Raw genomic sequence first — 25,356 nt, forward strand, 5'->3', positions numbered from 1 at the left:
CGGCTTCGCCCGCGCCACGGACGGCACCATCAACTTCTCCGAGATCACCGTCGATGTGAACGCGATCAAGCTCTACGACACCAACTCGGCCAGCGTTCAGACCGCCGCCACCGCCGCCCAGGTCACCGGCACCACCTCGCTCACCGGCACCGCCGGCTTCGGCTCGGGCACCGGCACCGCCAACTTCAGCGGCACCAACGAGGTCAAGATCACGCTGACCACCTCGGCCGGCGCCAACGACATCACCCTCAACGCCTCCACCCTCGCCTCCGCCGCCGTGAACCTGGCCGCCGTCACCACCGAGGAGTTCATCTCGGCGATCAACAACCAGATCGCCGCCTCCTCCAACATCGCCGGCACCGTCACCGCCGCCCTCGACACCTCGGGCCGCCTGTCGTTCACCACCACCGGCGCCGGCGCCACCGAGACCGTCTCCGTCGCCAACGGCACCGTCACGGCCGGCAACACGCTGGTCGACGTCGGCTTCGGCACCGGTACGGCGGGCACCGACACCCGCTCGGGTGCCGGCACCGCCGCCGGCACCACCACCGCCCGCGGCATCCTCGACACCGTGTCGGGCGCCTTCTCGGTCGACAGCATCGACATCAGCGCCCTCACCGGCACCGCCGGCGATGCCAGCCTGAAGGCGATCATCACCCAGGTCGACAAGGCGATCTCGGCCGTCACCAACGCCGGCACCAAGCTCGGCGCCAACAAGACCCAGATCGACGGCCAGAAGACCTTCGTCGACACCCTGATGAAGGCCAACGACCGCACCATCGGCATCCTGGTGGACGCCGACATCGAGGAGGAGTCGACCAAGCTGAAGGCCCTGCAGACGCAGCAGCAGCTGGCCGTGCAGTCGCTCAGCATCGCCAACTCGTCGAGCCAGAGCATCCTGTCGCTGTTCCGGTAAGATCTCCTGCCTTCGCCCCCGGCCGCGCCGGGGGCGGAACCGAAACGGAAAAAGGCCACGCTTCCTGCCGGAAGCGTGGCCTTCGTCGTCGGTCGCTCCCGCGTCGTCAGCCGACGAAGGTGTACCCGGCCAGGCGCTTGGCCTCGATCGGGTCGTAGCCCAGCCGCATGCGCAGCTTCTTGCGCAGCTTGCTGATATGGCCCTCGACCACGCTCTCCTCGACGTCGGTGTCGTGCTCGGCATAGACTGCGTTGAAGATCTGCAGCCGGCTGAGCTGGCGGCCGCGGTTGCGCGCGAAATACTCCAGGATGTGACGCTCGCGGCGCGGCAGCATCAGGCTCTGCCCGTCGATCTCCGGGTCGCGGCCGTCGGCATGGACCGTGAGGCGGCCGGCCTTGTCCTGGGCCGGGGCGGCCACGCCCTCGCTGCGGTTGGCCCGGCGGCGGATGGCGGCGGCCCGGGCCAGGATCTCGCGGACATGGACCGGGCGGCGCACGACGTCGTCGATGCCGGCGGTGAAGAGGTCGAGGGTCTGTTCGAGGGAACGGGTCTCGTTGAGCGCGATGATCGGGGCGTGGGTCAGGCTGCGGATGGCGGCCGTGAAGCGGGTCCGCTCCTGGTTCTCGCCGAGCACGAAGCCTTCCACCGCCTGCAGGTCGTCCGATCCGGTGGTGCCGAGCCAGGCCTGGAACTCCTCGGCCCGAAGGCCGAGGGCGCGCACGCCCTGCGCGTCGAAACCGGCGAGGTACTCGGTGGCTACGGAAGACCGCTCATCGACCACGATGTACATTGTCGCGCATTGCCCCACTGAAACCGGGAGTGGGACGATAAGATCGTCGCCACGGCAGTCGTCTCGAGCGAAGATCGAGGCGATGTCGGCGCGGCATCGGCAAAACGACTTGCCGTTGCTTCGCTTCCGATCTCTTCGACTGGGTCAACTCAAGATTTCGTGTTGACACCGTTCTCGTCGGGAAATGGTTAATTTTCGATTAAGTGGCGTTAACGAAATTCTTCCGCTGCCGGATCGTCCCTGTCCCGTCCCGGCACCTGTGGCGCCTGCGCATCAGGCTCCGGCGGGCGGGCCGTAGCGGTGGTTGAGGCTGTTGGCGAAGCGGTCGGCGAACTTCGCGGTGGCCACCGGCAGGGTGCGCCCGCGCAATTGTCCGAGGATCAGCGACATCGGCTCGAGGTCGCGCGCGTCGATGGGCCGGCGGCACAGGCGCGGGTCGTCGGGGATGCCGCTGGGCACCTGCAGGCTCACGGCGTCCTCGCGCAGGACGAGGTTGCGCAGGAATTCCAGGGAGCTCGATTCGATCGCCGGGCGCAGCGGCGCCCCCTTGCGGGCCAGCGCGTCGTCGAGGTGGTGGCGGATGGCCAGCGACCGGTCCGGCAGCGCCATCGGGTGCATCAGGCACTCGCGCAGGCGCACCGGCCCCTCGTCCCGGGAGAGCGGATGGCCGGCCCGCATCAGGGCGTAGAGGGGCTGGCTGCAAGAGAACAGCACCTGAAGGTCGGCCGAGGGCGGCGGCTGCAACACGAGGGCGAGGTCGGATTCGAACTGGGCGAGGGAGGCGATCGCCTGGAGGTGGTCGCGCACCAGCACCGTGAAGGTCACCAGCGGGAACGGCGCCCGGTAGGCCTCGACCTCGTCGGGGACGACATGGTTCACGAAGGCCTGGCTGCAGGCGAGCTTGACGTGGCCCCGGCGCACCCCGGAGAGGTCGGCGATCTGCGAGCGCACGCGCTCCAGGTCCGAGACCTGGTCGCGGATGTGGCGCACCAGCAGCTCGCCGGCGGCGTTGAGGCGCATGCCCTTGGCGAACCGCTCGAAGATCGGGGTGCCGAGCTCGTATTCGAGGTCCTGGATCTGCCGGGTCAGGGCCGAGGGCGTGAGGTTGAGCCGCTCGGCCGCCCGCCGGATCGACCCGTGCCGCGCGATCTCCGAGACATAGGTGAGGACGCGCAGGTGCTTCATCGACGGGGATCCGGTGCACGGCGAGGGAGCGTTGCGTTTTCGGCAACGCCTCGGTCAGCAAACAGCACTCGCATGCAACAGGGCCTGCTCATAGCCTGCGCCGGACCCTGTCGCTGGAACCGGATACCGCCATGATTCGCCGTCGCACCTTCCTGGCCGGCCTCGGCGCCGGACTCGTCGCCGCCCCCGCCGTGGTGCGGGCGCAGGGCTCGAGCGTGATCCGGATGGGCTCGCTCAAGCTGATCCATTCGATCGCCCCGCATTTCTACGTGCAGTTCACGCCGGCCGGCGTCACCGTCGAGGTGATCCCCTTCGAGAGCCCGACCGAGTGCAAGAACGCCGTCGTGACGAAGTCGGTGGATTTCGGCACCTTCGGCATCGCCGCCGGCACCCTGGGGGCGGCCGCCGGCGAGCCGTTGGTGATCGTCGCCTCCACCTGCAACCGCGGCATGGCGATCATCGCCAAGAAGGATGCCGGCATCGCCACCATCCAGGATCTCAAGGGCAAGCGCGTGGCGCTCTGGCCCGGCTCGACCCAGGAGGTGTTCGCCCTCGAGCGGATGCGCATGGAGGGGATGAGCGTGAAGGACATCACGCCGGTGCGGATCTCGTTCAGCGAGATGCACATCGCGCTGGCGCGCGGCGACATCGACGCCTACGTCGGCGCCGAGCCCGCCCCCGGCGTCAGCCTCTCGACCGGGGTCGGCAGCCTCGTCGAATACCCCTACGGCACCGAGATGGGCGCCCTCAACATGGTGTTCGGCGCCCACCGCGACACCATCGCCGAGCGGCCCGACGTGGTGCGCACCATGCTCGACATCCACCGCAAGGGCACCGACTTCGCCGCCAACAACCGCGAGGCGATGATCGCCATGGCGGTGCAGAAGCTCGGCCAGAAGCGCGAGGCGCTGGAGATCTCCGCCCCCAACGTCGAGCTCAAGTGGAAGCTCGGCTCCACCGAGATCGGCCAGGCCAGGATCTATGCCGACCGCATGCTCGCCCTGAAGCAGATCAAGCGCCTGCCCGACTTCTCGACCTTCATCGACACCCGCTTCGTCGACGCGATGAGGGACGCATGAGTGCCGCCCCGCTGGCCGGCCCGGCCGCCGTGACGGCGCCGCCGGCGGCGGCGGCGCGCGCGCCCTGGCGGCTCGAACGCCTGCGCGAAGGGCTCCTCGCCCTGGCAATCCCGGCGGTGCTCGCCCTGATCTGGCACCTGACGACGACGGGGCGGCCCTACAGCCTGATCCCGCCGCCGGCCGAGGTCTGGACGGCGCTGGTCGACCTGGCGGTGGGCGGCATCAACGACGACGCCTTCAGCGCGACCCTGCTCACGCACCTGGGGGCCTCGCTGTCGCGGGTGTTCGGGGGCTTCGCGCTGGCCGTGCTCACCGCCCTGCCGATCGGGCTCCTCATCGGCCGCGTGCCGCTGATGCGCCAGCTCCTCGACCCGATGTTCCAGATCCTGCGGCCGGTGCCGGTCACCGCCTGGCTGCCCCTGGCCATGATCCTGTTCGGGCTCGGGCCGCGCTCGGCCTACTTCCTCGTCTTCCTGGGCGCGTTCTACCCGATCCTCGTCAACACCATCTTCGGCGTGCGCTCGGTGGAGCCGCGCCTGTTCGAGGCGGCCGCGATGCTCGGCTGCCGGGGCTCGGCCCAGTTCGCCCGGGTGGTGCTGCCGGCGGCCCTGCCGTCGATCTTCACGGGCCTGCGGCTGGGCCTCGGCTTCGCCTGGGTCGTCATCGTGGTCGGCGAGATGACCGGGGTGCAGACGGGACTGGGGGCGATCATCATGGAGGCGCGCCAGCTCTCGCGCACCGAGATCGTGATCTGCGGCATGATCGTGATCGGCATCGCCGGCTTCCTCTCCGACCGCATCGTCATGCTGATCGGCCGCCGCCTGCTCGCGTGGAGCCCCTCCCATGGATGACCAAGGCATGGATGACCGAGATATGGATAACCAAGGCATGGATGACCAAGCCAATGGCTGATGCCACCGTCCCCATCCTCGACGTGCGCAACGTCTCGAAGTCCTTCAGCGTGAACGGCCGCACCGTCGAGGCGCTGAAAGGCGCCAACCTCACCGTGAACCGGGGCGAGTTCATCTGCCTGCTCGGCGCCTCGGGCTGCGGTAAGTCCACCCTGCTGCGGATCGTGGCCGGCTTCGAGACGGCCACCGCCGGCGAGCCGCTGATGTGGGACCGTCCCATCGACGGCCCCGCCCCGAGCCGGGGCATGGTGTTCCAGGACTACGGCCTGTTCCCCTGGCTCTCAGTGCGCGACAACATCGGCTTCGGGCCGAAATCCCGCGGCCGGCCGGCGGCCGAGATCCGCGACACGGTCGCCCGCTACATCGACGTGGTCGGGCTGCAGCGCTTCGCCGACGCCTATCCGCACCAGCTCTCGGGGGGCATGAAGCAGCGGGTCGCCATCGCGCGGGTGCTCGCCAACGAGGCCGAGGTCGTCCTGATGGACGAGCCGTTCGGGGCGCTCGACGCCATGACCCGCGAGCGCCTGCAGGACGAACTCCTGGACCTGTGGAGCCGCACCGGGCTGACGGTCCTGTTCGTCACCCACGCCATCGAGGAGGCGATCTTCCTCGCCGACCGGGTGGTGGTGATGTCGCCGAGCCCGGGCCGCATCGACGCGATCCACACCATCGACCTCGCCCGGCGCCGCGACGTGTCGAGCCCCGCCTTCAACGACGTGCGTCGCATGCTCTCGGCCCAGCTCCACAGCCACCACGCCCGCACGGCGGCATGACGGCCGATCTCCGCCGCCCCGAGCACCGCCTCGCCTACCGCGCGGCCGTCGACCGTCCCAGGATCGCCCTGCCCGGAGGCAAACACCTCGCGGTCTGGCCGGTGGTCAACGTCGAGCACTGGCTCATCGACCATCCGATGCCGCGCCAGATCCTGGTGGCGCCGACCGGTGCCGCGCTCCTGCCCGACATCCCCAACTGGGCCTGGCACGAGTACGGGATGCGGGTGGGGTTCTGGCGCCTGCTCGAGGCGTTCGAGACCCGCGGCATCCGCCCGACCCTGTCGATCAACGGCTCGGTCTGCGAGGCCTATCCACGGATCGCCCGGGCCGCACACGCCGCCGGCTGGGAGTTCATGGGCCACGGCTTCCACCAGGTGCCGACCCACCGGGTCGGCGACGAGCCGGCGGCCATCGCCCGCACCATCCGGGCGATCCGCACCGTCACCGGCGCGGCGCCCCGCGGCTGGCTCGGGCCGGGACTCACCGAGACCCTCGACACGCCGGACCACCTCAGGGCGGCGGGGATCGAGTACGTCGGCGACTGGGTGGCCGACGACCGGCCCTGCCGGCTGTCCACCGCGCACGGGTCGCTGGTGACCCTGCCCTATTCGGTGGAGCTCAACGACATCCCGCTCCTGGCGATCCAGCATCACCGCGCCGACGAGTTCGTGGAGCGCGCCCTCGTCCAGGCCGACCGCCTCGCCGCGGAGGCCGCGGGCGGGGGACCGCTCGGGGGCGCCAAGGCGATGGGGTTCGCGATCCACCCCTACATCACCGGCGTACCGCACCGGATCGGCCTGCTGGAGCGCCTGCTCGACGCGCTCCTGGCCCGGCCGGACGTGGTGTTCCTGCAGGGCGGCGACCTCGTCGACTGGTATCTGGAGAGCGGCGACGATGCCTGATGCCAACTGGCGGACCCTCGACGCCGACGCCCTCGACCGGGCCTACGACAACCGGGGCGCGGTGGCCGACAGCGCGTCTCGCCTCGCCGGCTGGCGCGCCCGCAGCGCGGTCCTGCGAGCCGAGCGCCCCGACACCCTAGACATCCCCTACGGCCCTCGCCCGCGCAACCGCATCGACCTCTTCGAGGGGGACGGCGGGAACGCCCCGCTCCTGGCCTTCGTCCACGGCGGCTACTGGCAGCGCAACGCGCGCGAGGATTTCGGCTGCATGGCGCTCGGCCCCCTGGCGCTCGGGCTCGACGTGGCGCTGATCGGCTACACCCTGGCGCCCGAGGCGACCTTGAGCGAGATCGCGGACGAGATCGGCGCCGCCCTGCGGCTCCTGCGGGCGCGGGACGAGGTCGCCGGCCGGCCCCGGCGGCGGCTGGTGGCGTCGGGCTGGTCGGCGGGCGGGCACCTGGCGGCCCTGTCCTGCCAGTGGCCGGAGGTCGACGCGGCCCTGTGCATCAGCGGGATCTACGACCTCGCGCCGATCCGCCGCACGGGTCTCAACGAGGCCCTGCGCCTCACCGAGGACGAGGTCGCCACCCTCTCGCCGATGCGCCTGGGCGGCCGGCGGGGCGTGCCGGTGACGGTCGCCTACGGCCTGTGCGAGCTGCCCGAACTGCAGCGGCAGTCGCGCGACTACGCCGCCCTGCGGCAGGCCTCCGGCGAGCCCGGCGGGCCGCTGCCGCTGGCGGGCCACGACCACTTCTCGATCCTCGACGCGATGATCGCGCCGGACGGCGCCCTGGCCCAGGCCGCCCTGGCGCTGGCGCGGGGGTGAGGGGTCAGGGGTCAGGCCGCGACCCTGCGGGGGCGCTCGCGGACGAAGGCCCGCGCCTCCTCGGCCGGAAGCGGCCGGCTGAAGAGATAGCCCTGCACCTCGGTGCAGCCCTCCCGGCGCACGCTCTCGAACTGCTCCTGCGTCTCGACCCCCTCGGCGGTGATGGTGGTGCCCCGGCGCATACCGAGCCCCACCACGGCGCGGACCACGGCGGCCGCATCCGGATCGGCGATGTCCCAGATGAAGGAGCGGTCGATCTTGATCTTGTCGAAGGGGAAGCGGCGCAGGTAGCTCAGGGAGGAGTAGCCGGTGCCGAAGTCGTCGAGCGCGATGCGCACCCCCAGCGCCCGGAGGCGGGTGAGGCAGGCGATCACCGAATCGGCCTCGTGCATCAGCACGCTCTCGGTGATCTCGAGTTCGAGCCGCTGCGGCGCCAGCCCCGAGGCGGCCAGGGCGGCGACCACGCTTTCCTCCAGGCCCGGCTGCTGGAACTGCAGGGTCGAGACGTTAACGGCGATCCGCAGGTCGCCGGGCCAGGAGGCGGCCTCGCGGCAGGCCTCGCGCAGCGCCCAGATGCCGAGGGGCACGATCAGCCCCGTTTCCTCCGCCAGCGGGATGAACTGCTCCGGCGAGACCATGCCGCGGCTGGGGTGGCGCCAGCGCATCAGCGCCTCGAAGCCGCACACCGTGCCGTCGGCGATGGTCATGACCGGCTGGTAGGCGAGGCCGAGCGCGCCGCCGATCACCGCCTCGCGCAGGTCGAACTCGAGGCGGTTGCGGTCGGCGATGGCCGCGTCCATCCCGGTCTCGTGGAAGTGGTAGGTGTTCCGCCCGGCCGCCTTCGACCGGTAGAGGGAGATGTCGGCGTTCTTGAGGAGGACGCCGGCGGTCAGGCCGTCGTCCGGCGCCAGGGTGATGCCGACGCTGGCGCCGATCGTCACCATGCGGCCGCCGAGGTCCACCGGCTCGCCGACCGCATCGATGATGCGCTGGGCCAGGGCGGCCGTCTCCTGCGTTCCGGAAGCGGCGGGGGCGATGACGGCGAACTCGTCGCCGCCCAGGCGCGCCACCGTGCCGGCCTCGCCCACCGCGGCCCGCAGGCGCCCCGCGATGGTGGCGAGCAGAGCGTCGCCGGCAAGGTGGCCGAGGGTGTCGTTGACGGTCTTGAAGCGGTCGAGGTCCAAGAAGAGCAGGGCGAGGCGCCCGCGGCCCGCCTTCACCTCGGCAAGGTGCCGGTCGAGGTGCTCGTGGAACAGGATGCGGTTGGGCAGGTCGGTGAGCGCGTCGTGATGGGCCATGTGGTTGACCCGGCGCTCGGCCTCCTTGCGGGCGGTCACGTCGATATGGGTGCCCACCATCCGCAGCGGTCGCCCCTCGCCGTCGCGCGTCACGACACGCCCGCGCGACAGGATCCAGGCGTAGCGTCCCTCCGCCGTCTCGACCCGGTGCTCGCATTCGTAGGCCGCGCTGGTGCCGGCGAGATGGTCCTCGAACGTCCGAAGGGCCTGCGCCCGGTCGTCGGGATGCACCATCTCGGCCCAGGTGCGGACGGTGCCGGGGAACGCCCCGACCGCGTAGCCGAGCATCGTGTAGCAGCGGTCGGACAGCCAGTACGCCCCGCTGGCGACGTCGAGGTCCCACAGCCCGTCGCTGCCGCTGTCGAGGGCCAGCGCCAGGCGCTCCTCGCTGACGCGCAGCCGCCCCTCGCTCTCCACGAGGGCCTCGCGCGTCATGCGCAGTTCGGTGACGTCGAGGTTGAGCCCGACGATGCGCGAGGGCACGCCGGTGGCCTCGTCGCGGATGATCCGGCCGAAGCTCATCAGCCAGCGGCAGGAACCTGAACCGGCGCCGGCGCCGGCGCGCGGCAGCACCCGGAACTCGACCCCGAAATTCGCAGCCCCGGTCCGGATGGCGTCGTGGTCCGCCGCCTCCACCGCGGCGCGGTCGTCGGGGTGGATCGGTGCGGTGCGGTGGTTCGCGTCGACGGTCACCGTCGTCGCACCGGGCGGGACGTCGAGCCCAATCATGCGCGCGCTCTCGGGCGAATGGCGCAGGACGCCGTGCGCCAGGTCCCATTCCCACACCGCCGCACCGGCGGCCTGCTGGGCGAGCTGGAGCAGGTCCGACGTCTGCGAGAGCCGGTCGCGGGCGACGATGATGTCGTCGATGTCGAGGGCGGTGCCGATCCATTCGGCCACACGCCCGTCCCGGTGGACCGGGATCATCACGAGCTTGTGCCACCGATAGACGCCGTCGTGGCGCCGCAGGCGGCCCTCCACCTCGAAGGTGCGGCCGGCGGCCACCGCCTCCATCCAGACGCGGCTCATGCGGGCGACGTCGTCGGGGTGGTTGCGGCTGTGGCGGATGTCGCGCGGGGCGCCATCCTCGCCGTAGTAGCTCCGGAAGCAGGCGTTGCGGTAGGTGGTGCGACGCTCCTCGCCGGCCAGCACCCAGACCATCTGCGGCAGGGACTCGGTGAGGGAGTGGTATCGGGCCTCGCTGTCGCTCAGGGCGAGGTCGGCGCGGGTCTTGGCCCGCAGGGTGTCGTGCAGGCGCAGGTGCGCCAGGACGATTTCGGACAGGTCGTGCAGCTGCCCGATCTCGGACGGCGACAGACGGCGCGGCCGCGTGTCCATGACGCACAGGGTGCCGAGGCGGATGCCGTTGCGCAGGACCAGGGGGATGCCGGCATAGAACCGGATGCGAAGGTCGCCCTGGACGAGGGGATTGTCCCGATAGGCCGGGTCGGCGGCGGCGTCCTCGATGACGAGGGGTGCGTCCGACTCGATCGTCTGGGCGCAGAAGGCGATGTCGCGGGACACGAACGCGTCCTCGATCCCGCAGCGGGCCTTGGTCCAGACGCGATCCGAGTCGACGAGGGTGACCAGCGCGATGGGGACGCTGAACAGGTCGCGGGCGGTCCGGCATACGGCATCGAAATGACGCTCGGCCGCGGTTCCGATCAGGTCGAGAGCATGCAGAGCGGCCAGACGCTCGGCTTCGATCACCGGAGAGGACATCCCGTTCCCTGCATTCTCCCGCTTCGCCGTCGGGATTAAGCGAAATGTCTTGACGAATACCTCCCGCCATCGGTGTTGTCGTTGCGCGTTCGGAGTGCCCGCGACGGTGCCGAGACCGCCCGGCAGATTCCGCGACGGTCCGTGCGACGAAGACCGCCGACGCCGGCGTCGAACGTCGAAAATGCGCCATACCGGAAGGCTAGGGCAGGCACCGGCTTGCGACTTCGCCAGCATCGGAGTAGCGCTCCCACGCCGACGGCAGGTTCCGGAGACGCCGCCTCACCCAAGAGACAGTCCAATCTGCAGGGTTGGAAAAACGAATCGGCATCCGATGCGTCACGAAAGGCGATTTTTCCTGTCGGGGGAGACTTGTTCTTGGCAATGGCGCCACCCATGTCGCCGACAGGACGAGGTCAACATCGTCCGGTGGCCCGACTAGTCTGCATCACGATGCATTCCGGCTCGGCACATCGCATGCGGGCCGAGGCGCGGCACGGGACGGTCGCCGTCCCTGTCGGCGTTTCGACTCCGTCGCGGGCCCCATGAGAACAACGACAAGAAACGTCCGCGCGAATCCGGCACCGTCGCCATCGAATCCGCCACGGAGTCGATGCTCGGGCCGCCCGTTCGAAGCAGCGACGGTCGCTTTGATCATCACATCGTGACTCAACGGTGGACGATGGATGGTGATACGTGGCAGCGAAGTGATCGGTGACGCGCTATTGGGAACCACATACCAATTGGCGGTGGAAAATGACCGCTCTATGGGTGCCAGATGAAACTTTGCTCGGTATTGCGTGTTTCCACATCCTTCGACGTGTGAAACGTTGCGGTTGGATCGTTCGATAGCGGCATGGAGGCATGTCGCTTTGTGGCTTTAGTACATGAGGGCCACGAGAGAAGGTTTCCCTACAGAATCTCAGGGCGAGGTATCGGCGACCGTGGTCCGGGACGCGACGTCCCGGGACGGTTTCGACACGACGACGACCGCTGCCGCCGAAGGGGCGGCGCGGTGGATAAAAATGCAAAAGAGAGAGAAGGGTCATAGACATGGAAGACACAGATCAGACCATCCAGGCTGACTATGTCGAACTCGCTGCCGATATCGTTTCCGCCTACGTCTCGAACAATTCGGTTCCGGTGGGAGAATTAGGCAATCTGCTCAGCAGCGTCCACGCGGCGCTCAGCGGCATCGCCGGCGGCTCCGCCGCCGCTCCCAAGGAAGAGCCGGTCGAAAAGCCGACGCCGGCACAGATCCGCAAGTCCATCACCCACGATGGCCTCGTGAGCTTCGTGGACGGCAAGACCTACAAGACGCTCAAGCGCCACCTGACCGGCGCGGGCCTCGATCCGGCCTCGTATCGTCAGCGCTACGGCCTGCCCAGCGATTACCCGATGACGGCGCCCTCGTACTCCGAGCAGCGGTCGGCCCTGGCCAAGAGCCTCGGTCTCGGCCAGCAGCGCCGTGCCCCGGGCGACGCCAAGGCGAGCGAGTCCTCCGAGCCGGCCACCGAGCAGGCCGAGGCCGAGAAGCCCCGGCGCGTCGGCCGTCCGCGCAAGGTCGCTGCGGCCGAGTGAAGGTACGGACCGGTCCATTCGGACCGGCACGCCTCCGTCCAGCCTTCGTCCCCGCATGCCGACTCCGGCTGCGGGGAGTATTCGGTTCCAGGGCCAGCGAGAAACGGGCTTCGCTCGGGCGACGCGCGGGCTCGGTGATACGGTTCCCGCCTGAATCAAGCGGAAGCCGTGTCAGGCGCCTTCCTGCCAGCCGGTCTTGGCACCCTTGTCGAACAGCTTCTGCGCCAGCACTACGGCGGCGGGCGCGTTGAGGGCGGTGGCATCCGCGCCGAGGCGGACGGCGAGACCGGGGTCGGCCGTGAAGACCGGACCGCCCACCATGATGCCGACGGCCCGGTTGCACGACCTCGCCCGGATCGTCGCGATGAAGGCCGCGAGCTCGTCGAGGCCGCGGTCGCAACTCTTGGTCAGCCCGACCACCGCGAACCACCGCCGCTCCACCAGCGAGGCGATGGTCTCCCGAGGAGCCGCCGGTTCCGACTGGACGTTCCAGCCGCCGGCGCTGAGGAACTTCTCCACCATCGCCGCGCCGAACACATGCTGCTCGTCGGACATCGTCGTCATGAGGACGAGGCGCTTCTTGTTGATCGCCGGCAGACCGTCGGTGTCGTTGAAGACCGCCAGGAGATGCTGGAGCCGACCCACCGCCAGGGTCACGTCGATGAAATCGCAGATGTCCTCGTCCCACAGGTGCCCGAGGTAACGGGCGGCCGGCTCCAGCACGTCGACGAACAGCGTATCCATCGAGACGCCGCGGTCGCGCAGTCCGGTCACGAAGTCGATCGCCGCCTGCAGGTCGGTGCCGAGCACCAGGTGCGCCAGGCTCTGGATCTCGTTGTCGCGCGCGAGCGTCGCGGTGGCCGCCTGGGCCTCGGCGCGGTGGTGCAGGGTCAGGCGGGGAATGACGTCCGCGGAGACGATCCGCAGGAGCTTGGCGCGCCGCGCGAACACGTCGGAACGACGGATGATGTCGGGGGCGACGAAGTGCGCGTCCATCGCGGTGTGCTGCGGCGGAGGCGTCGAGAACGCGGTGTCCTGAGCCGGCATGTCGATTCCCCCGAACGTGGCGTCGCGGGTTTGGCACCCGACTCGTCCTCAAGGTAGACCTCGAAACCGTGACCCGTCTAGGGGGCAGCGTGAAAGCTTGAATCAGGCCAAGCTTTCGCCGTGTCCGTGCAATCCGGCAACTGTGGGATTCTTTTCGGCAACGCGCCGGTATTCCAGAGGAAACCGCACGTTCCAGTCATGCTTTCCCCGAAGTCCGGTTGCTAAAGGTCAGTCCTGGTCCGCCCCCGACGCGACGCGTTCGTCCGCCCGGGAGCGCCGGGCGCGCTCGTTGCGCAACTCCCGCTCGGCCAGGAGCCAGAACTCGATCTCGAAGCCTTCCGGCCGGTGGTGACGCTCCCACAATTCGTAGGCGCGTTCGCGAATGTCGTCGAAGCTGATCCTGGCCTTGCCATCCATGTGCCGCTCTCCGTGCGGATCGGGCGCCGTGGCCGACCGATCGTCCCTGGGGAAGACGCCCGAGGCCGGCGGGCGATCCCTCCTCGGGCGACCCTCCGGCGACGGACGACCCGCTCGACGAGAGTTCAACCGCCCGCGCGAAGCGATGTTCGGTCCCCCTCGCCCTATCCCTTCCAGTTCTTCAGGGCGCCGAAGGGGCTGGCCGAGGGATCGGGGGCGGGCGGGTTGAGGACCGGCTCCACCTGAGACAGGGCGTCGGCGATCGAGAAGGCCGAGCCGTTGTTGGGCAGGCGGCCGCCGGCCGCGTCCTTGTGGCCGCCGCCGCGGAACCTGCGGGCGCCGTCGAGGGCGGTCTCGTCGTTGGAGCGGAACGAGAGCGAGCCGGTGCGCTGGACGTTGACCACGCGCCGGGCCCGGCCGCTCTCCATGATCCGGTCCGACACCCGCTGGAACATGCCCGAATCGAGCCCGAACGAGAGCAGCGTCCCGTCGGAAAGCGGCCTAAACAGCGTCTCGGAGCGGGCGAGGATGCGGGCGATGCGCATGCGGGTGGTGAGCGAGCGGTCGTCGTCGGGCTCGCCCTCGAGGAGGCGATCGAGGACGCGGGCGCGCAGGGCCCCGACCTCGGTCTCGATCCGCGCCGGCGGCAGGCCCTGGCGCAGGAAGCCGGCCACCCCGCGGAAAAGCTCGCCGACGAAGCGGTCGTGCCAGGGATGGCCCAGCGGCACGAGGTTGGAGACGTTGTCCCAGAACACCTCGTCGAGGACGTGCCCGCCCAGGAAGGTCGGCCGCTCCTTCTTCCACAGGTCGAGGGCGTCCACCGCCTCCACCAGGGTGGCGAGGTCGAGGCCCTGGGCCTCGTCGGGCTCCTGCGTCGCGTAGAGGGCGCGGTGCGCGAAGGCCATGCGGGTTGCGCAGCACCCCTCGTCGATGAGCAGGACGATGGCGGGGTCGCCGAGATCGAACCGCCTGAGGGTCTCCCCCTCGGCCTGCGGGGGCAGGGGGACGATGCCCTGCTCGCGCAGCTGGTCGAGGGACGAGGCGTGGTGGTCGAGGACGACGAGGCGGTGGGCCTGCTCGGGCGCACGCTTGGCGTTCATCGCCGCGAAGGCCTTGAGGAAGTTCACCGCCGGGGCCTCCAGCCCGAGGTCGGTGACGATCAGGAGTTCGGGCGTGCGCGCCGCGGTGAGGCGCTTGAGCTCGACGTCCACCACCGGGCCGATGTCGGAATAGCGCGCCACGTGGACGATCCGCGACACCGGCAGGAAGGCGCCGACCACGGTGGAGGCGGCATAGCCGTCGAGATCGTTGTGGGTGATCTGCGTGGCGTTCACGGCGGGAATCCTCGGCGCGGCGGCCCTCGCCACCAGGTCCGGACTGCTATGGCGGCCTTGCGGGTGCGGTGCAACGACCGCTTCGGGCACCGGGACGATCGTTCCCGCCCCGGAATGCTGCCAGACGCCGCAACCGGTCGCGCTTGATTGCCGCGCTCCGGGCGCGAGATGGAGCCGATGCCCGATCCAGAAACGCCCCCGCCGACCCTCGTCTGCCTGCATTTCCTCGGCGGCAGCGCGCGGGAATGGGCGCCGATCGCCGCCCGCCTCGATGGCACCGTGGCCTGCCTGCCCCTCGACCTGCCCGGCTTCGGGTCGGCCCAGGACGTGCCCGGCTTTGCCGTCGCCGAGATGGCGGACCACGTGATCGCCCGCGTCCGGGCGGAGGCGCCGCGCCGCTGGATGCTCGCGGGCCACAGCATGGGCGCCAAGGTGGCGCTGGCGGTGGCCCGGCGCGCGGAGGACGGCGAGGACGGCCTTGCCGGCCTGTGCGGGCTCGTCCTGCTGGCGGGTTCGCCCCCGAGTCCCGAACCGATGCAGGAGGAGCGCCGCGCCGCGATGATCGCCTGGATCGGCGCCGATGCCGAGACGCGGCGCAGGGAGGCGCAGGGCTTCATCGCCGCCAACGTCGGGGCACCGCTGCCGGAGGCCCTGGCCGGGCAGGCGGTGGAGGACGTGCTGGAGGCCTCCCCCGCCGCCTGGACCGCCTGGCTCGAGGGCGGGGCGCGGGAGGACTGGTGCGCCCGCATCGGCGTGCTGGCGACCCCCGCCCTGGTGGTGGCGGGCGGGCAGGACGCCGACCTCGGCGCCACCGCCCAGGCCTGCCTCATGGCACCGCATCTGGCGCACCATCGCCTCGTGGTGCTGGAGGGCGCCGGCCACCTCCTGCCGATGGAGCGGCCCGAGGTGCTGGCCGCCCTGATCGAGGGCGAGCCCTTCGCCCCGCCGCCCGCCCCGGTCGCGCCCGCGATCCCGGCCGAGTACCGCGCGTTGATCGCCTCGCCGCGGGTGAACGGCCGCCTGCGCGCGGCGCTCGACGACCGCGCGGCGCCCGACGACCCCGCCTACCGGCCCGCCGTCCTCGACCCGGTGGAACTGGCGATCCTGCGCGCCGTGGTCGACCGGGTGCTGCCGCAGGAGGGGAGCGCGCGCATCGATATCGCCGCGCGCATCGACGCCCGGCTCGGGCGCGGCGAAGGCGACGGCTGGCGCTTCGCCGACCTGCCGCCCGACAGCCAGGCCTATCGGGCCGCGATCCGCAGCCTCGACGGCGAGGCCTGCGCGCGGGCCCACCTGCGCTTCCTCGCCCTCGACGGGACGGCCCAGGACGCGATCCTCACGACGGCGGCCGAGGGCCGGCTCGACGGCACCGGCCTCGACGCGGCGCAGATGACGCTGTGGTTCGAGGACCTGCGATCGGATGTGGTGCGGACCTACCTCGCCCACCCCGCCGCCCTGGCGCGGATCGGGTTCGGCGGCATCGGGGCCGGGGGCGATACCGCACCGGCCGGGTTTGCGCGCGTGGGCGTCGACGGGCGCGAGCCCTGGGAACCGGCAGCGGCCGGGGAGGAGACGCGATGAACCTCGATGGCATGCGGCGCCATGCGCCCTTGGACGTGGTCGATGCCGTCGTCGTCGGCACCGGAGCCGGCGGCGCGCCGCTCCTGGCGAGGCTGGCCGCGGCGGGCCTCAAGGTCGTCGCCCTGGAGGCGGGGCCGAACTTCGACCCCAAGACCTTCGCCTTCGACGAGACGCTGGCCGACGAGATCTACTGGACGAAGGAACGTCTGAGCGGCGGCGCCACGCCCGAGGCGTTCGGGGCCAACAACAGCGGCACCGGTGTCGGCGGCTCCACCCTGCACTGGGGTGCCTTCGTGCCGCGGGCCGACCGGCGCGACCTCAAGCTCCGGTCCGAGAGCGGACAGGGTGCCGACTGGCCCCTCGACTACGACGACCTGCTGCCGTTCTACGAACGGGTGGAGGCCTTCATCGGCGTCTCGGGGGCGCAGGCCTATCCGTGGGACGCGAGCCGGCGCTACCCGCTGCCGCCGGTGGCGCGCAACGCCTCGGCCGAGATCATGGCCGCGGCCTGCGCGCGGCTCGGCGTGCGCGCCACCGACGCGCCCGCGGCGGTGGTCTCGCGGGCCTTCGCGGCCGCCGGCGCCGACGAGCGGCCGGGCTGCATCGGCTGCGGCTACTGCCACCAGGGCTGCCGCACCGGCGCCAAGACCAGCATGGACGTCACCTACCTGCCCCTGGCGGTGGCCCACGGCGCCGAGATCCGGCCCGATTGCACGGTCCACGGGATCGAGCGCGACCGGGACGGCCGGGTCGTGGCGGTGGTCTACCGGCACGAGGGACGGGACGTGCGCCAGGCCTGCGCCGCCCTGTTCCTCTGCGCCGGCGCGGTGGAGACGCCCCGCCTCCTCCTGCATCTCGACCTCGCCAACGGCAGCGGGCAGGTCGGGCGCAACTACATGGGCCATGTGGCCACCCAGGTGTGGGGGACGTTCGCGGCCGAGACCCGGCCCAACAAGGGCTACCCCTCCTCCCTCATCACCGAGGACATGGTGCGTCCGGACGACGCCGACTTCGTCGGCGGCTACCTCGTCCAGAGCCTCGGCGTGGTGCCGCTGACCTTCGCCAATTCGGTGGCGCGCGGGCGCGGCCTGTGGGGACGCGACCTCGTCGACTACCTCGCCCGCTACAACCACGTCGCCGGGCTCGGCATCAACGGCGAGACCCTGCCTTCCGAGCAGAACCGCCTCACCCTCGGCGACGAGACCGACGACCTCGGGATGCGCAAGGCGCGCATCGACTTCGGCTACGGCGCGAACGAGGAGCGCCTCGACGCCCATGCCACCCGGTTCATGACCCGCCTGTGGCAGGAGGCGGGGGCGCAGGACATCTGGGCGCTCAAGCGGGTCGCCCATACCCTCGGCACCTGCCGGATGGGCCACGACGGGAAGACCGCCGTGGTCGATCCCTTCGGGCGCAGCTTCGAGGTCCCCAACCTGTGGATCTGCGACGGCTCGACCTTCCCGAGTTCGCTCGCCGCCAACCCGGCCCTGACCATCATGGCCCTCAGCCTGCGCAGCGCCGAGCGGTTCCTCGGCCGATGAGGGCCGCCGACGGGCTCGGAACGTCCGCCCGGACAGGGCGGTTGACCCCTCGATAAGGTCGCTGCCGCGCGGGCGGCCGTCGCACCGGAGAGGCCGATGCCGCTGCACGATCCCATCCCCTACGACGACGATGCCGAGCGCCCCGATCCGGGCGAGGCGGCCGTCCATGAGGAGATGATCGCCACCTTCGCGACGATCCAGGAGACGACGTCCGGCCACTACGGCCACGCGGTGCGCGGGGTCCATGCCAAGAGCCATGGGCTCCTGAAGGGCCGCCTCGAGGTCCGCGAGGGGCTGGCCCCGGCCCTGGCGCAGGGGCTGGTCGCGACCCCCGGCTCCTACGAGGTGGCGCTGCGGCTCTCCACCAACCCAGGCGACATCCTCGACGACAGCGTCTCGACGCCGCGCGGCCTCGCCGTCAAGGTCGTGGGCGTGGAGGGCGCACGGCTGCCCGACTCTCCCGGCACGAGCCAGGATTTCGTGCTGGCCAACGCCCCCGCGTTCGTGGCGCCGGACGCCAAGGCCTTCCTCGGGAGCCTCAAGCTCCTGGCCGCCACCACGGACACGCCGCAGATCTTCAAGAAGGCGTTCTCCGCGACGCTGCGCGGGATCGAGGGCGTGATCGAGAGCCTCGGGGGCAAGAGTCCGACCCTGATCGCCCTGGGTGGCCACCCCGAGACCCATCTCCTCGGCGAGACCTTCTACAGCCAGGTGCCGCTGCGATGGGGCGACTACGTCGCCAAGGTGGCGGTGGCGCCGGTGTCGCCGGAGCTGACCGCGCTCACCGGCGCGGCCCTCAACGTCAACGGCAAGCCCAACGGCCTGCGCGAGGCGGTCCTCGCCTACTTCTCGGCTCACGAGGCGGTGTGGGAGCTACGGGTGCAGCTGCGCACGAACGCGCGGACCATGCCGATCGAGGACGCCTCGGTGCCGTGGCCTGAGCACGAGAGCCCCTATGTCGCGGTGGCCACGATCACGGTGCCGCGCCAGTCCTCCTGGGACGAGGGGCGGATCAAGGCGATCGACGACGGCTTCGCCTTCAGTCCCTGGAACGGGCTCGCTGCACACCGGCCGCTCGGCTCGATCATGCGGGCGCGCCGCGCCGCCTATCCGCGCTCGGCCGACTTCCGCGCGACCCGCAACGGCTGCCCCATCCACGACCCGCGCGACCTGTCGGGGATCAGGGGCTAGCGGGGCGATCGTGGCCGGATGAACCTCCTCGACCCCCCTGACCCCTCGTCGATCTGCCGCGGTCGCCCGAGACCCGCGTCGGTCGCCGGTGGGCCATTCCCGACACCGACGGACCACGTCGCCATGAGACGAGACCCGATGGAACAAGCGCTTATGATGAACCCGATCCGCCGCGTGCGCCCTCTCGCACTTCTCGTCGCCACGACGATGCTGGCCGCCCTTCCCGCCATGGCCCAGGCGCCGTCCGGAACCGGGCCGGTGCTGACCAAGGTCGCGAGCTTCGAACATCAGGTCACCGGCGTCACCGTCTCGCCGGAGGGGCGCATCTTCGTGAATTTCCCGCGCTGGACCGAGGACAGCGCGGTCTCGGTCGCGGAGGTGAAGGACGGCAGGCTCGTCCCCTTCCCCGACGAGGGCTGGAACGGCTGGCGCAACGCGCGCAGGGACGAGGTCTCGGCCGGCGACCACTGGGTCTGCGTCCAGAGCGTCGTCGCCGACCGCCAGGGCAACCTCTGGGTGCTCGATCCGGCCGCCCCCGCCATGGGCGCCATCGTCAAGGGCGGCCCTAAGCTCGTGGCGATCGACCTGAAGACCAACACGCCCACCCGCACCATCGCCTTCGACGAGACCGTGGCACCGCAGGGGTCCTACCTCAACGACGTCCGCTTCTCGCCCGACGGCAGGACCGCCTATCTGACCGATTCCGGGGCCAGGGGCGCCCTGATCGTCCTCGACGTCGAGAGCGGCAAGGCCCGACGCGTGCTCGACGGCCATCCGAGCACGCAGGCCGATCCGGCCGTGACGGTGACCTACGACGGTAGGCCCCTGCGCCGCCCCGACGGCCGCGGGGTCGAATTCGCCGCCGACGGGATCGCACTGTCGGCCGACGGCAAGACGCTGTACTGGCAGGCGATCAAGGGCCGGACGCTGTATTCCATTCCCACCGAGGCCCTGGCCGGCGGCCTCGCCACGGCGCTGCTGCCGACGGCGCTCGCCGGCGATCCGGCCTCCAAGATCGAGCGGGTCGGCGACAACGGGCCGGCCGACGGGCTCATCGTGTCGCGGCGCGACGGACGCCTCTACGTGACCTCGCCGCAGGACGACGCCATCAAGGTCCGCGACCTGTCGGCCAAGGATTCGCCCCTCGCGACCCTGATCCAGGACAAACGCCTGCGCTGGCCCGACACCTTCGGCGAGGGTCCGGACGGGACGCTCTACGTCACCACCTCGCGCATCCAGGATTCGGCCTTCTACAAGCCCGACGCTCCGGCCGCCCTCCCCACCGACCTGTGGAGCTTCAAGCCGAACGCGGCCGAGGCCACCGGGTCGGCCGTGCCGCCCGCCCGCTGAACCGCCCGGACGCGAGACGGAACGATGATGTCACGACGCGACGTCCTAGCGGCCGCCGCGGCGGGGCTGACGACCGCTCCGGTCACCGCCGGCCCGATCCTGCGCGCAGACGACCCCGGCTTCTCGGCGGTGGTCGATCCCGGCGCGCAGCTACGGACACTCTATGCCGGTGGGCGCTGGTGCGAGGGGCCGTGCTTCGCCCCGGCGTTGGGCGGCCTCGTGTTCAGCGACGTACGCTCCAACCGGATGCTCGTGCTGGGCGAGGACGGCGAGGCGCGAACGTTCCGTGATCCGTCGAACAACGCCAACGGCAACACCCTCGACGCGCAGGGGCGCCTCGTCACCTGCGAGCACCGCGGGCGCCGGGTGGTGCGGCGCGAGGCGGACGGCGGCCTGACGGTGCTGGCCGATTCCTACGCCGGCAAATCGCTGAACTCGCCCAACGACGCGGCCCTCGGCCCGGACGGGGCGATCTGGTTCACCGACCCGATCTACGGCATCACCGTGCCGGACGAGGGCATCATGGCCGAGCCGGCCCAGTCCGCGCGGCGGGTCTACCGGATCGCGCCCTCGGGCGGGATCGCGGCGATGACCGAGGCCCTCGACCAGCCCAACGGCATCGCCTTCTCACCCGACGGCCGCACCCTCTACGTGAGCGACACCGGCGCCGCCCTCAAGAACCCCGAGGGTGCCCGGGCGATCTACGCCTTCGCCGTGACGGCCGGTCCTTTGCCGGCGCCACGGGTGTTCGCCACCCTGGAGGCGGGCGTGGCCGACGGGCTCGCCGTCGACGAGGCGGGCCGGGTCTATGCCGCCTGCGTCGACGGCGTGCGGGTGTTCGGGTCCAGCGGCGCCCCGCTCGGGCGCATCGCCACCGCGACGGCGGCGGCCAACGTCGCCTTCGGCGGGCCGGACGGACGCCGCCTGTTCGTCTGCGCCGGCCCGGCCGTCCACGCGATCGACCTCCAGGTCCGCGGCGCCCGCTTCGCCTGATTTTCGCCCTCTCGACCGGAGCCCGCATGACCCTCGACCGCCGCCACCTGATGACCGCGACCGGAGCCGCCGCGCTGGCCCTGACCACGCCGGCGGCGAGCCGGGACGGGGCCGCTCCCGGGGACGGCGTGGCGCGTGATCGCACGCGAGGACCGATGGAGCTCGCCCGGGTCGCCCATGCCCCGTCGAACCCCACCGGGCTCGCCATTTCGCGGGGCGGCCGGTTCTTCGTCATGATGCCCCGCTTCGAGGCCGCGGTCCCCTTCACCCTGGGCGAGGTGATGCCCGACGGGCAGGTCCGGCCGTTCCCGGACCTCGCCACCAACGCCATCGATCCGGCACAGCCGCAGGCCCGGCTGTTCCACGTGCCCAACGGCGTGTTCGACGACGAGGACCACCTCTGGGTGCTCGATGCCGGCCTGCCGGACGGCGCGGGGCCGCCGGTGCCGGGGGGGCCCAAGCTCGTGCGGATCGACATCGCGGCGGCCGCGATCCGCCGGGTGGTCCCCCTCGAGGCGGGCGTCGTGCCGACCTCCTCCCTCAACGACCTGCGCCTCGACATCGGCCCCGGCCGGGCGCTCGCCTACGTCACCGACCAGGGCCAGGACGGCGAGGGGGCGATCCTCGCCGTGGACCTCGCCGACGGCCGGGTGGTGCGGCGCCTGGCCGGCCACGCCAGCACCCGGTCGCAGAAGGGTCTCCTCAAGCTCGTGGAGGGCGAGGCGGTGATGCAGCGCAAGGGCGAGGGCCCGCCCCGCCCCGTCCAGGGCGGCGCCAACGGCATCGCGCTGAGCGCCGACCGCAAGCGCCTGTACTACGCGCCCCTGATGGGCCGGCGGCTGTATGCGGTGGACACCGCCTCCCTCCTCGACCGCCAAGCCTCCGACGCCGCGGTGGCGGCCGGCGTCGAGGACCTCGGCGAGAAGGGCATGACCGGCGGCCTCGCCACCGACGCGCGGGACCGGGTCTACCTCGCCCTGCAGGAGCACAACGCCGTGGGGCGGCGCGACCCCGACGGCACGGTCTCGATCCTGGCCACCGACCCGCGCCTGATCTGGGCCGACACCTTCGCGATCACCGCCGACCGCTGGCTCTACATCACCGCGGCCCAGGTCAACCGCCGCCCCGAGTACAACCGCGGCCAGGACCGGCGGGTGACGCCCTACGCGATCCTGCGGATGCGAATCGACGCCGACCCGGCCTGACATCGGGCGGGGTGCGGCTCACCCCGTCACGGGACACGGCCGCTTTCCCGGAGCAGCGCCGCGCCGCGAGCCGATCCGCCGCAGGCGCAGGCCCCGGCCGACAGGTCACGCGACCCGCTATCGCGCGCCCTCCGGGCAACTTATGCTAATGCGGACCCGCGAACATCTGTCGTCTTCGCGCTCGACCGACAATCCGTCGCGCACGCCACGTCGTCCCGTACCCTTTCCTCTGTCGATCGTCTCTACCCAGGGTAGCCTGGCCGAGACAGGACCGCCGCCGGTGACCATGATATCGCCCGAAGACCTCAAGCTCCTGGTCCGCAAGCTCTCGAGCATCGAACACATCTCCGATGCGGAGAAGCGGGCCGTCGAAACCCTGCCCTTCACCAAGCGGCGCCTCGACAGCGGCCACGACATCGTCCGCGAGAAGGACCGGCCGACCCAGTGCTGCCTGATCCTCGACGGGTGGGCCTGCCGCTACAAGATCCTCACCGAGGGCAAGCGGCAGATCATGTCGTTCCACATCCCCGGCGACATCCCCGACCTGCAGAGCCTGCACCTGCGGGTGATGGACCACAACCTCGCAACGGTGACGCCCTGCACGGTGGCCTTCATCCCGCACGAGGCGGTCCTCGACATCACCCGCCGCTTCCCGGGCATCACGGGCGCCCTGTGGCGCGACACCCTCGTCGACGCCTCGATCTTCCGCGAGTGGATGACCGGCCTCGGGCGCCGCTCGGCCAGCGGGCGCATCGCCCACCTGTTCTGCGAGATGTACGTCAAGCTGAACGCCCTCGGGCTGGCGGAGGGCTATCGCTGCGAATGGCCGATCACCCAGGTCGACATCGCCGATGCGCTGGGCCTCTCCAACGTCCACGTCAACCGCGTGCTGCAGGACCTTCGCAGCCAGAAGCTGATCGCGCTGGGCGGACGCACCCTGGTGATCGAGGATTGGCACGGCCTGACCGAGGCGGCGGAATTCGACCCGCTCTATCTCCACTTCGACGACTGAAGATCGGTCTCCCGCGCGATCTCTTCCGGGGTGGCGCAGAGGCCGAGGCGGACCATCGCCCGGCCGACGCCGGGCGAGGCGGTGGCCACCGCGAAGGGAATGCCGAGGAGGTAGCCCAGCGTCAGCGGCAGGCTCCAGACGAAGGCGGCGGGGCCGAGCGCGAGGAGCGCGAGGCCGAGGCCGAGCCCGAAGGCGAGGCAGGGCCACAGGCGGCGCAGGGCCGTCGTCCACCGCACCCCTTGCGCGTCGCGGTTCTGCCGGCCCCAGGCGTGCCGGGGACTGACGAGGCGCTGGCCCATGAACAGCGTGAGCCGGAAGCTGCTCACGGCCAGGAGCACGAAGGAGAACGCCAGTTCCAGGAGGGCACCGGCCGTCACCCGCGCCAGCCCGCCGTGGGCGCGGGTCGCGCGGCGGGACGTGAGCACGTCGAGGTAGCCGGCGAGCTTGGGCGCCATCGAGGCGGCCAGCCACGCCAGGTAGAGCCCCGCGGCCAGGGCCACGGGAAAGCCCTCCTCCACCTGCATCAGCTTGAAGGGCACCAGGACGAGGGCCAGGGTCAGTGCGGGCGCGGTCAGGAACATCATCACCGCCGCGGCGAGCTGGAACCGGCTGACCGGGTGCAGGCCCGGCATCCGCATCAGGCGCAGGTACTGCAGGTTGCCGAAGCACCAGCGAACCTCGCGGTCGACGTGGTCGAACAGCGTCGGCGGGTTGTCCTCGAAGCTGCCGCCCTCCACCGGCAGCACCCGCACCTCGTAGCCGGCCCGGCGCATCAGCACCGCTTCGATCTGGTCGTGGGACAGGATCGGGCCGCCGAAGATCCCATCGGGCAGCACCGGCATGCGGCAGTGGCTGGCGAACGGGCGGATGCGCACCAGGGCGTTGTGCCCCCAGAACGGGCCGCAATCGCCCGTCCACCACGCCGACCCCATCGTGTAGGGGCGCATGCCCTGGCGCATCCCGAACTGGAAGATGCGGGCGAAGGGGCTGGCCGAGGGCGCCCCGACCACGAGGCTCTGGAGGATGCCGATGCCGGGGTACGCCTGCATGATCCGCACGAGGCGCAGGATGCAGGCCCCGTCCATCAGGCTGTCGGCGTCCAGCGGCAGCATCAGGTCGCAGGTCCCGCCGTGGGCGCGGCAGAAATCCTGGAGGTTGCCGGCCTTGAAGCCGGTGTTGTGCGCCCGGCGCCGGTAGGCGATACGGTGACGCTCCGCGAGCGGGCTGCGGGCGCGCCAGTCGGCCACCGCCCGCTCCTCGGCCGCCGCCACCGACGGGTCGTCGCTGTCGCTGAGCACGTGATAGGCGAAGGCCCGGCCCCAGCCGGTGGCGTCGAGGCTGGCCTTGACCCGCTCGAACCGCGCCAGCGCCCGGGCCGGGTCCTCATTGCGCAGGGTCATCACCACGGCGGTGGCGATGCGGATCGGCTCCTGGCCGGTGATCGCGAAGGGGGCGGCCGCCGCGAGGCCCTCCGCACCCCGGCGCATCAGCCAGAGGCCGATCGCCGCGTTCCAGAACCCCAGCACCGTCCAGGGCAGGGAGAGGGCGCAGCAGGCCAGCAGCGCCAGATCGACGAGGCTCCAGCCGCCCGCCCCGAGCACGACCGCCGTCAGCCCGAGGAGGACGAGGCTGCTCGCGAGGTTGAGGGCGAGCACCAGCATGCGGCGCCAGCGCAGGGTTTTGCGGGGTTGTAGGCCCGCGGGCG

At 71.3% G+C, this 25,356-nt stretch carries 21 protein-coding genes; 14 read left to right on the plus strand and 7 right to left on the minus strand.

Annotated elements, in window-relative coordinates; genetic code table 11:
• On the plus strand, positions 1-916 hold a 916-nt coding region (locus tag ASF39_RS04860), incomplete at its 5' end, for a flagellin (RefSeq protein WP_280137194.1).
• A gap of 106 nt (positions 917-1,022) precedes the next feature.
• Here the strand turns inward: ASF39_RS04860 and ASF39_RS04865 are convergent.
• Both ASF39_RS04865 and ASF39_RS04870 read right to left on the minus strand, forming a co-directional pair.
• Positions 1,023-1,706: a winged helix-turn-helix domain-containing protein gene (locus ASF39_RS04865; RefSeq protein ID WP_055880159.1), complete on the minus strand. Its 684-nt coding sequence runs from the start codon at positions 1,704-1,706 to the stop codon at positions 1,023-1,025.
• A gap of 273 nt (positions 1,707-1,979) precedes the next feature.
• The gene (locus ASF39_RS04870) at positions 1,980-2,891 is read right to left on the minus strand and encodes a LysR family transcriptional regulator (protein WP_055880166.1); all 912 of its coding nucleotides are present in this window, start codon (positions 2,889-2,891) and stop codon (positions 1,980-1,982) included.
• A 131-nt stretch (positions 2,892-3,022) separates the two neighbouring features.
• On the opposite strand from ASF39_RS04870, the gene ASF39_RS04875 reads away from it, so the two are divergent.
• The 5 genes from ASF39_RS04875 to ASF39_RS04895 are packed head-to-tail and all read left to right on the plus strand — an operon-like array spanning position 3,023 to position 7,382.
• Positions 3,023-3,970, plus strand: a complete 948-nt coding sequence (locus ASF39_RS04875) for an NrtA/SsuA/CpmA family ABC transporter substrate-binding protein (RefSeq protein WP_056281514.1) — start codon at positions 3,023-3,025, stop codon at positions 3,968-3,970.
• On the plus strand, positions 3,967-4,821 hold the full coding sequence (locus tag ASF39_RS04880) for an ABC transporter permease (RefSeq protein ID WP_056281515.1): 855 nt from the start codon (positions 3,967-3,969) through the stop codon (positions 4,819-4,821). Before ASF39_RS04875 ends, ASF39_RS04880 begins: the two co-directional genes overlap by 4 nt.
• A 53-nt stretch (positions 4,822-4,874) precedes the next feature.
• Positions 4,875-5,654 (plus strand): ABC transporter ATP-binding protein, encoded by a 780-nt coding sequence (locus tag ASF39_RS04885; RefSeq protein ID WP_056281517.1) that lies wholly within the window; start codon positions 4,875-4,877, stop codon positions 5,652-5,654.
• Positions 5,651-6,556 carry a polysaccharide deacetylase family protein gene (locus ASF39_RS04890; RefSeq protein ID WP_056281519.1) on the plus strand — a complete coding sequence of 302 codons (906 nt, stop codon included), beginning with the start codon at positions 5,651-5,653 and terminating at the stop codon, positions 6,554-6,556. Before ASF39_RS04885 ends, ASF39_RS04890 begins: the two co-directional genes overlap by 4 nt.
• Positions 6,549-7,382, plus strand: a complete 834-nt coding sequence (locus ASF39_RS04895) for an alpha/beta hydrolase (protein WP_056281521.1) — start codon at positions 6,549-6,551, stop codon at positions 7,380-7,382. Before ASF39_RS04890 ends, ASF39_RS04895 begins: the two co-directional genes overlap by 8 nt.
• A gap of 11 nt (positions 7,383-7,393) precedes the next feature.
• On the opposite strand, the gene ASF39_RS04900 is transcribed toward ASF39_RS04895, so the two are convergent.
• Positions 7,394-10,402 (minus strand): EAL domain-containing protein, encoded by a 3,009-nt coding sequence (locus ASF39_RS04900; protein ID WP_055880182.1) that lies wholly within the window; start codon positions 10,400-10,402, stop codon positions 7,394-7,396.
• A gap of 1,050 nt (positions 10,403-11,452) precedes the next feature.
• On the opposite strand from ASF39_RS04900, the gene ASF39_RS04905 reads away from it, so the two are divergent.
• On the plus strand, positions 11,453-11,980 hold the full coding sequence (locus tag ASF39_RS04905) for a MucR family transcriptional regulator (RefSeq protein WP_055880185.1): 528 nt from the start codon (positions 11,453-11,455) through the stop codon (positions 11,978-11,980).
• A gap of 171 nt (positions 11,981-12,151) precedes the next feature.
• Here ASF39_RS04905 and ASF39_RS04910 read toward each other — a convergent pair whose 3' ends face one another.
• From ASF39_RS04910 to ASF39_RS04920, 3 genes are all read right to left on the minus strand, one after another.
• Positions 12,152-13,027 carry a cobalamin B12-binding domain-containing protein gene (locus ASF39_RS04910; RefSeq protein WP_056281523.1) on the minus strand — a complete coding sequence of 292 codons (876 nt, stop codon included), beginning with the start codon at positions 13,025-13,027 and terminating at the stop codon, positions 12,152-12,154.
• A gap of 228 nt (positions 13,028-13,255) precedes the next feature.
• Complete coding sequence (locus ASF39_RS04915) at positions 13,256-13,444, minus strand: DUF2934 domain-containing protein (protein WP_056281525.1); 189 nt, start codon at positions 13,442-13,444, stop codon at positions 13,256-13,258.
• Positions 13,445-13,608: 164 nt separating this feature from the next.
• Entirely contained in the window at positions 13,609-14,778 is a 1,170-nt protein-coding gene (locus ASF39_RS04920; protein ID WP_056281527.1) for a dimethylmenaquinone methyltransferase, read from the minus strand.
• A 177-nt stretch (positions 14,779-14,955) separates the two neighbouring features.
• Here ASF39_RS04920 and ASF39_RS04925 point away from each other — a divergent pair, with 177 nt between their 5' ends.
• From ASF39_RS04925 to ASF39_RS04955, 7 genes are all read left to right on the plus strand, one after another.
• Positions 14,956-16,359, plus strand: a complete 1,404-nt coding sequence (locus tag ASF39_RS04925; RefSeq protein WP_056281681.1) for an alpha/beta fold hydrolase — start codon at positions 14,956-14,958, stop codon at positions 16,357-16,359.
• Complete coding sequence (locus ASF39_RS04930; protein ID WP_056281530.1) at positions 16,356-17,900, plus strand: GMC family oxidoreductase; 1,545 nt, start codon at positions 16,356-16,358, stop codon at positions 17,898-17,900. The genes ASF39_RS04925 and ASF39_RS04930 overlap by 4 nt, the downstream gene beginning before the upstream one ends.
• 96 nt (positions 17,901-17,996) lie before the next feature.
• Entirely contained in the window at positions 17,997-19,091 is a 1,095-nt protein-coding gene (locus ASF39_RS04935) for a catalase family protein (protein WP_056281533.1), read from the plus strand.
• A 138-nt stretch (positions 19,092-19,229) separates the two neighbouring features.
• The gene (locus ASF39_RS04940; RefSeq protein WP_244472274.1) at positions 19,230-20,441 is read left to right on the plus strand and encodes a major royal jelly family protein; all 1,212 of its coding nucleotides are present in this window, start codon (positions 19,230-19,232) and stop codon (positions 20,439-20,441) included.
• A 24-nt stretch (positions 20,442-20,465) separates the two neighbouring features.
• Entirely contained in the window at positions 20,466-21,434 is a 969-nt protein-coding gene (locus ASF39_RS04945) for an SMP-30/gluconolactonase/LRE family protein (protein ID WP_244472275.1), read from the plus strand.
• A 26-nt stretch (positions 21,435-21,460) separates the two neighbouring features.
• On the plus strand, positions 21,461-22,639 hold the full coding sequence (locus ASF39_RS04950; RefSeq protein ID WP_056281539.1) for an L-dopachrome tautomerase-related protein: 1,179 nt from the start codon (positions 21,461-21,463) through the stop codon (positions 22,637-22,639).
• Between the two features lie 286 nt (positions 22,640-22,925).
• The gene (locus ASF39_RS04955) at positions 22,926-23,651 is read left to right on the plus strand and encodes a Crp/Fnr family transcriptional regulator (protein WP_056281684.1); all 726 of its coding nucleotides are present in this window, start codon (positions 22,926-22,928) and stop codon (positions 23,649-23,651) included.
• On the opposite strand, the gene mdoH is transcribed toward ASF39_RS04955, so the two are convergent.
• Entirely contained in the window at positions 23,630-25,312 is a 1,683-nt protein-coding gene (gene mdoH / locus ASF39_RS04960) for a glucans biosynthesis glucosyltransferase MdoH (protein ID WP_244472276.1), read from the minus strand. The genes ASF39_RS04955 and mdoH overlap by 22 nt on opposite strands.
• Between the last annotated feature and the right edge of the window lie 44 nt (positions 25,313-25,356).

The organism is Methylobacterium sp. Leaf108, assembly GCF_001423265.1.
GTDB lineage: Bacteria > Pseudomonadota > Alphaproteobacteria > Rhizobiales > Beijerinckiaceae > Methylobacterium.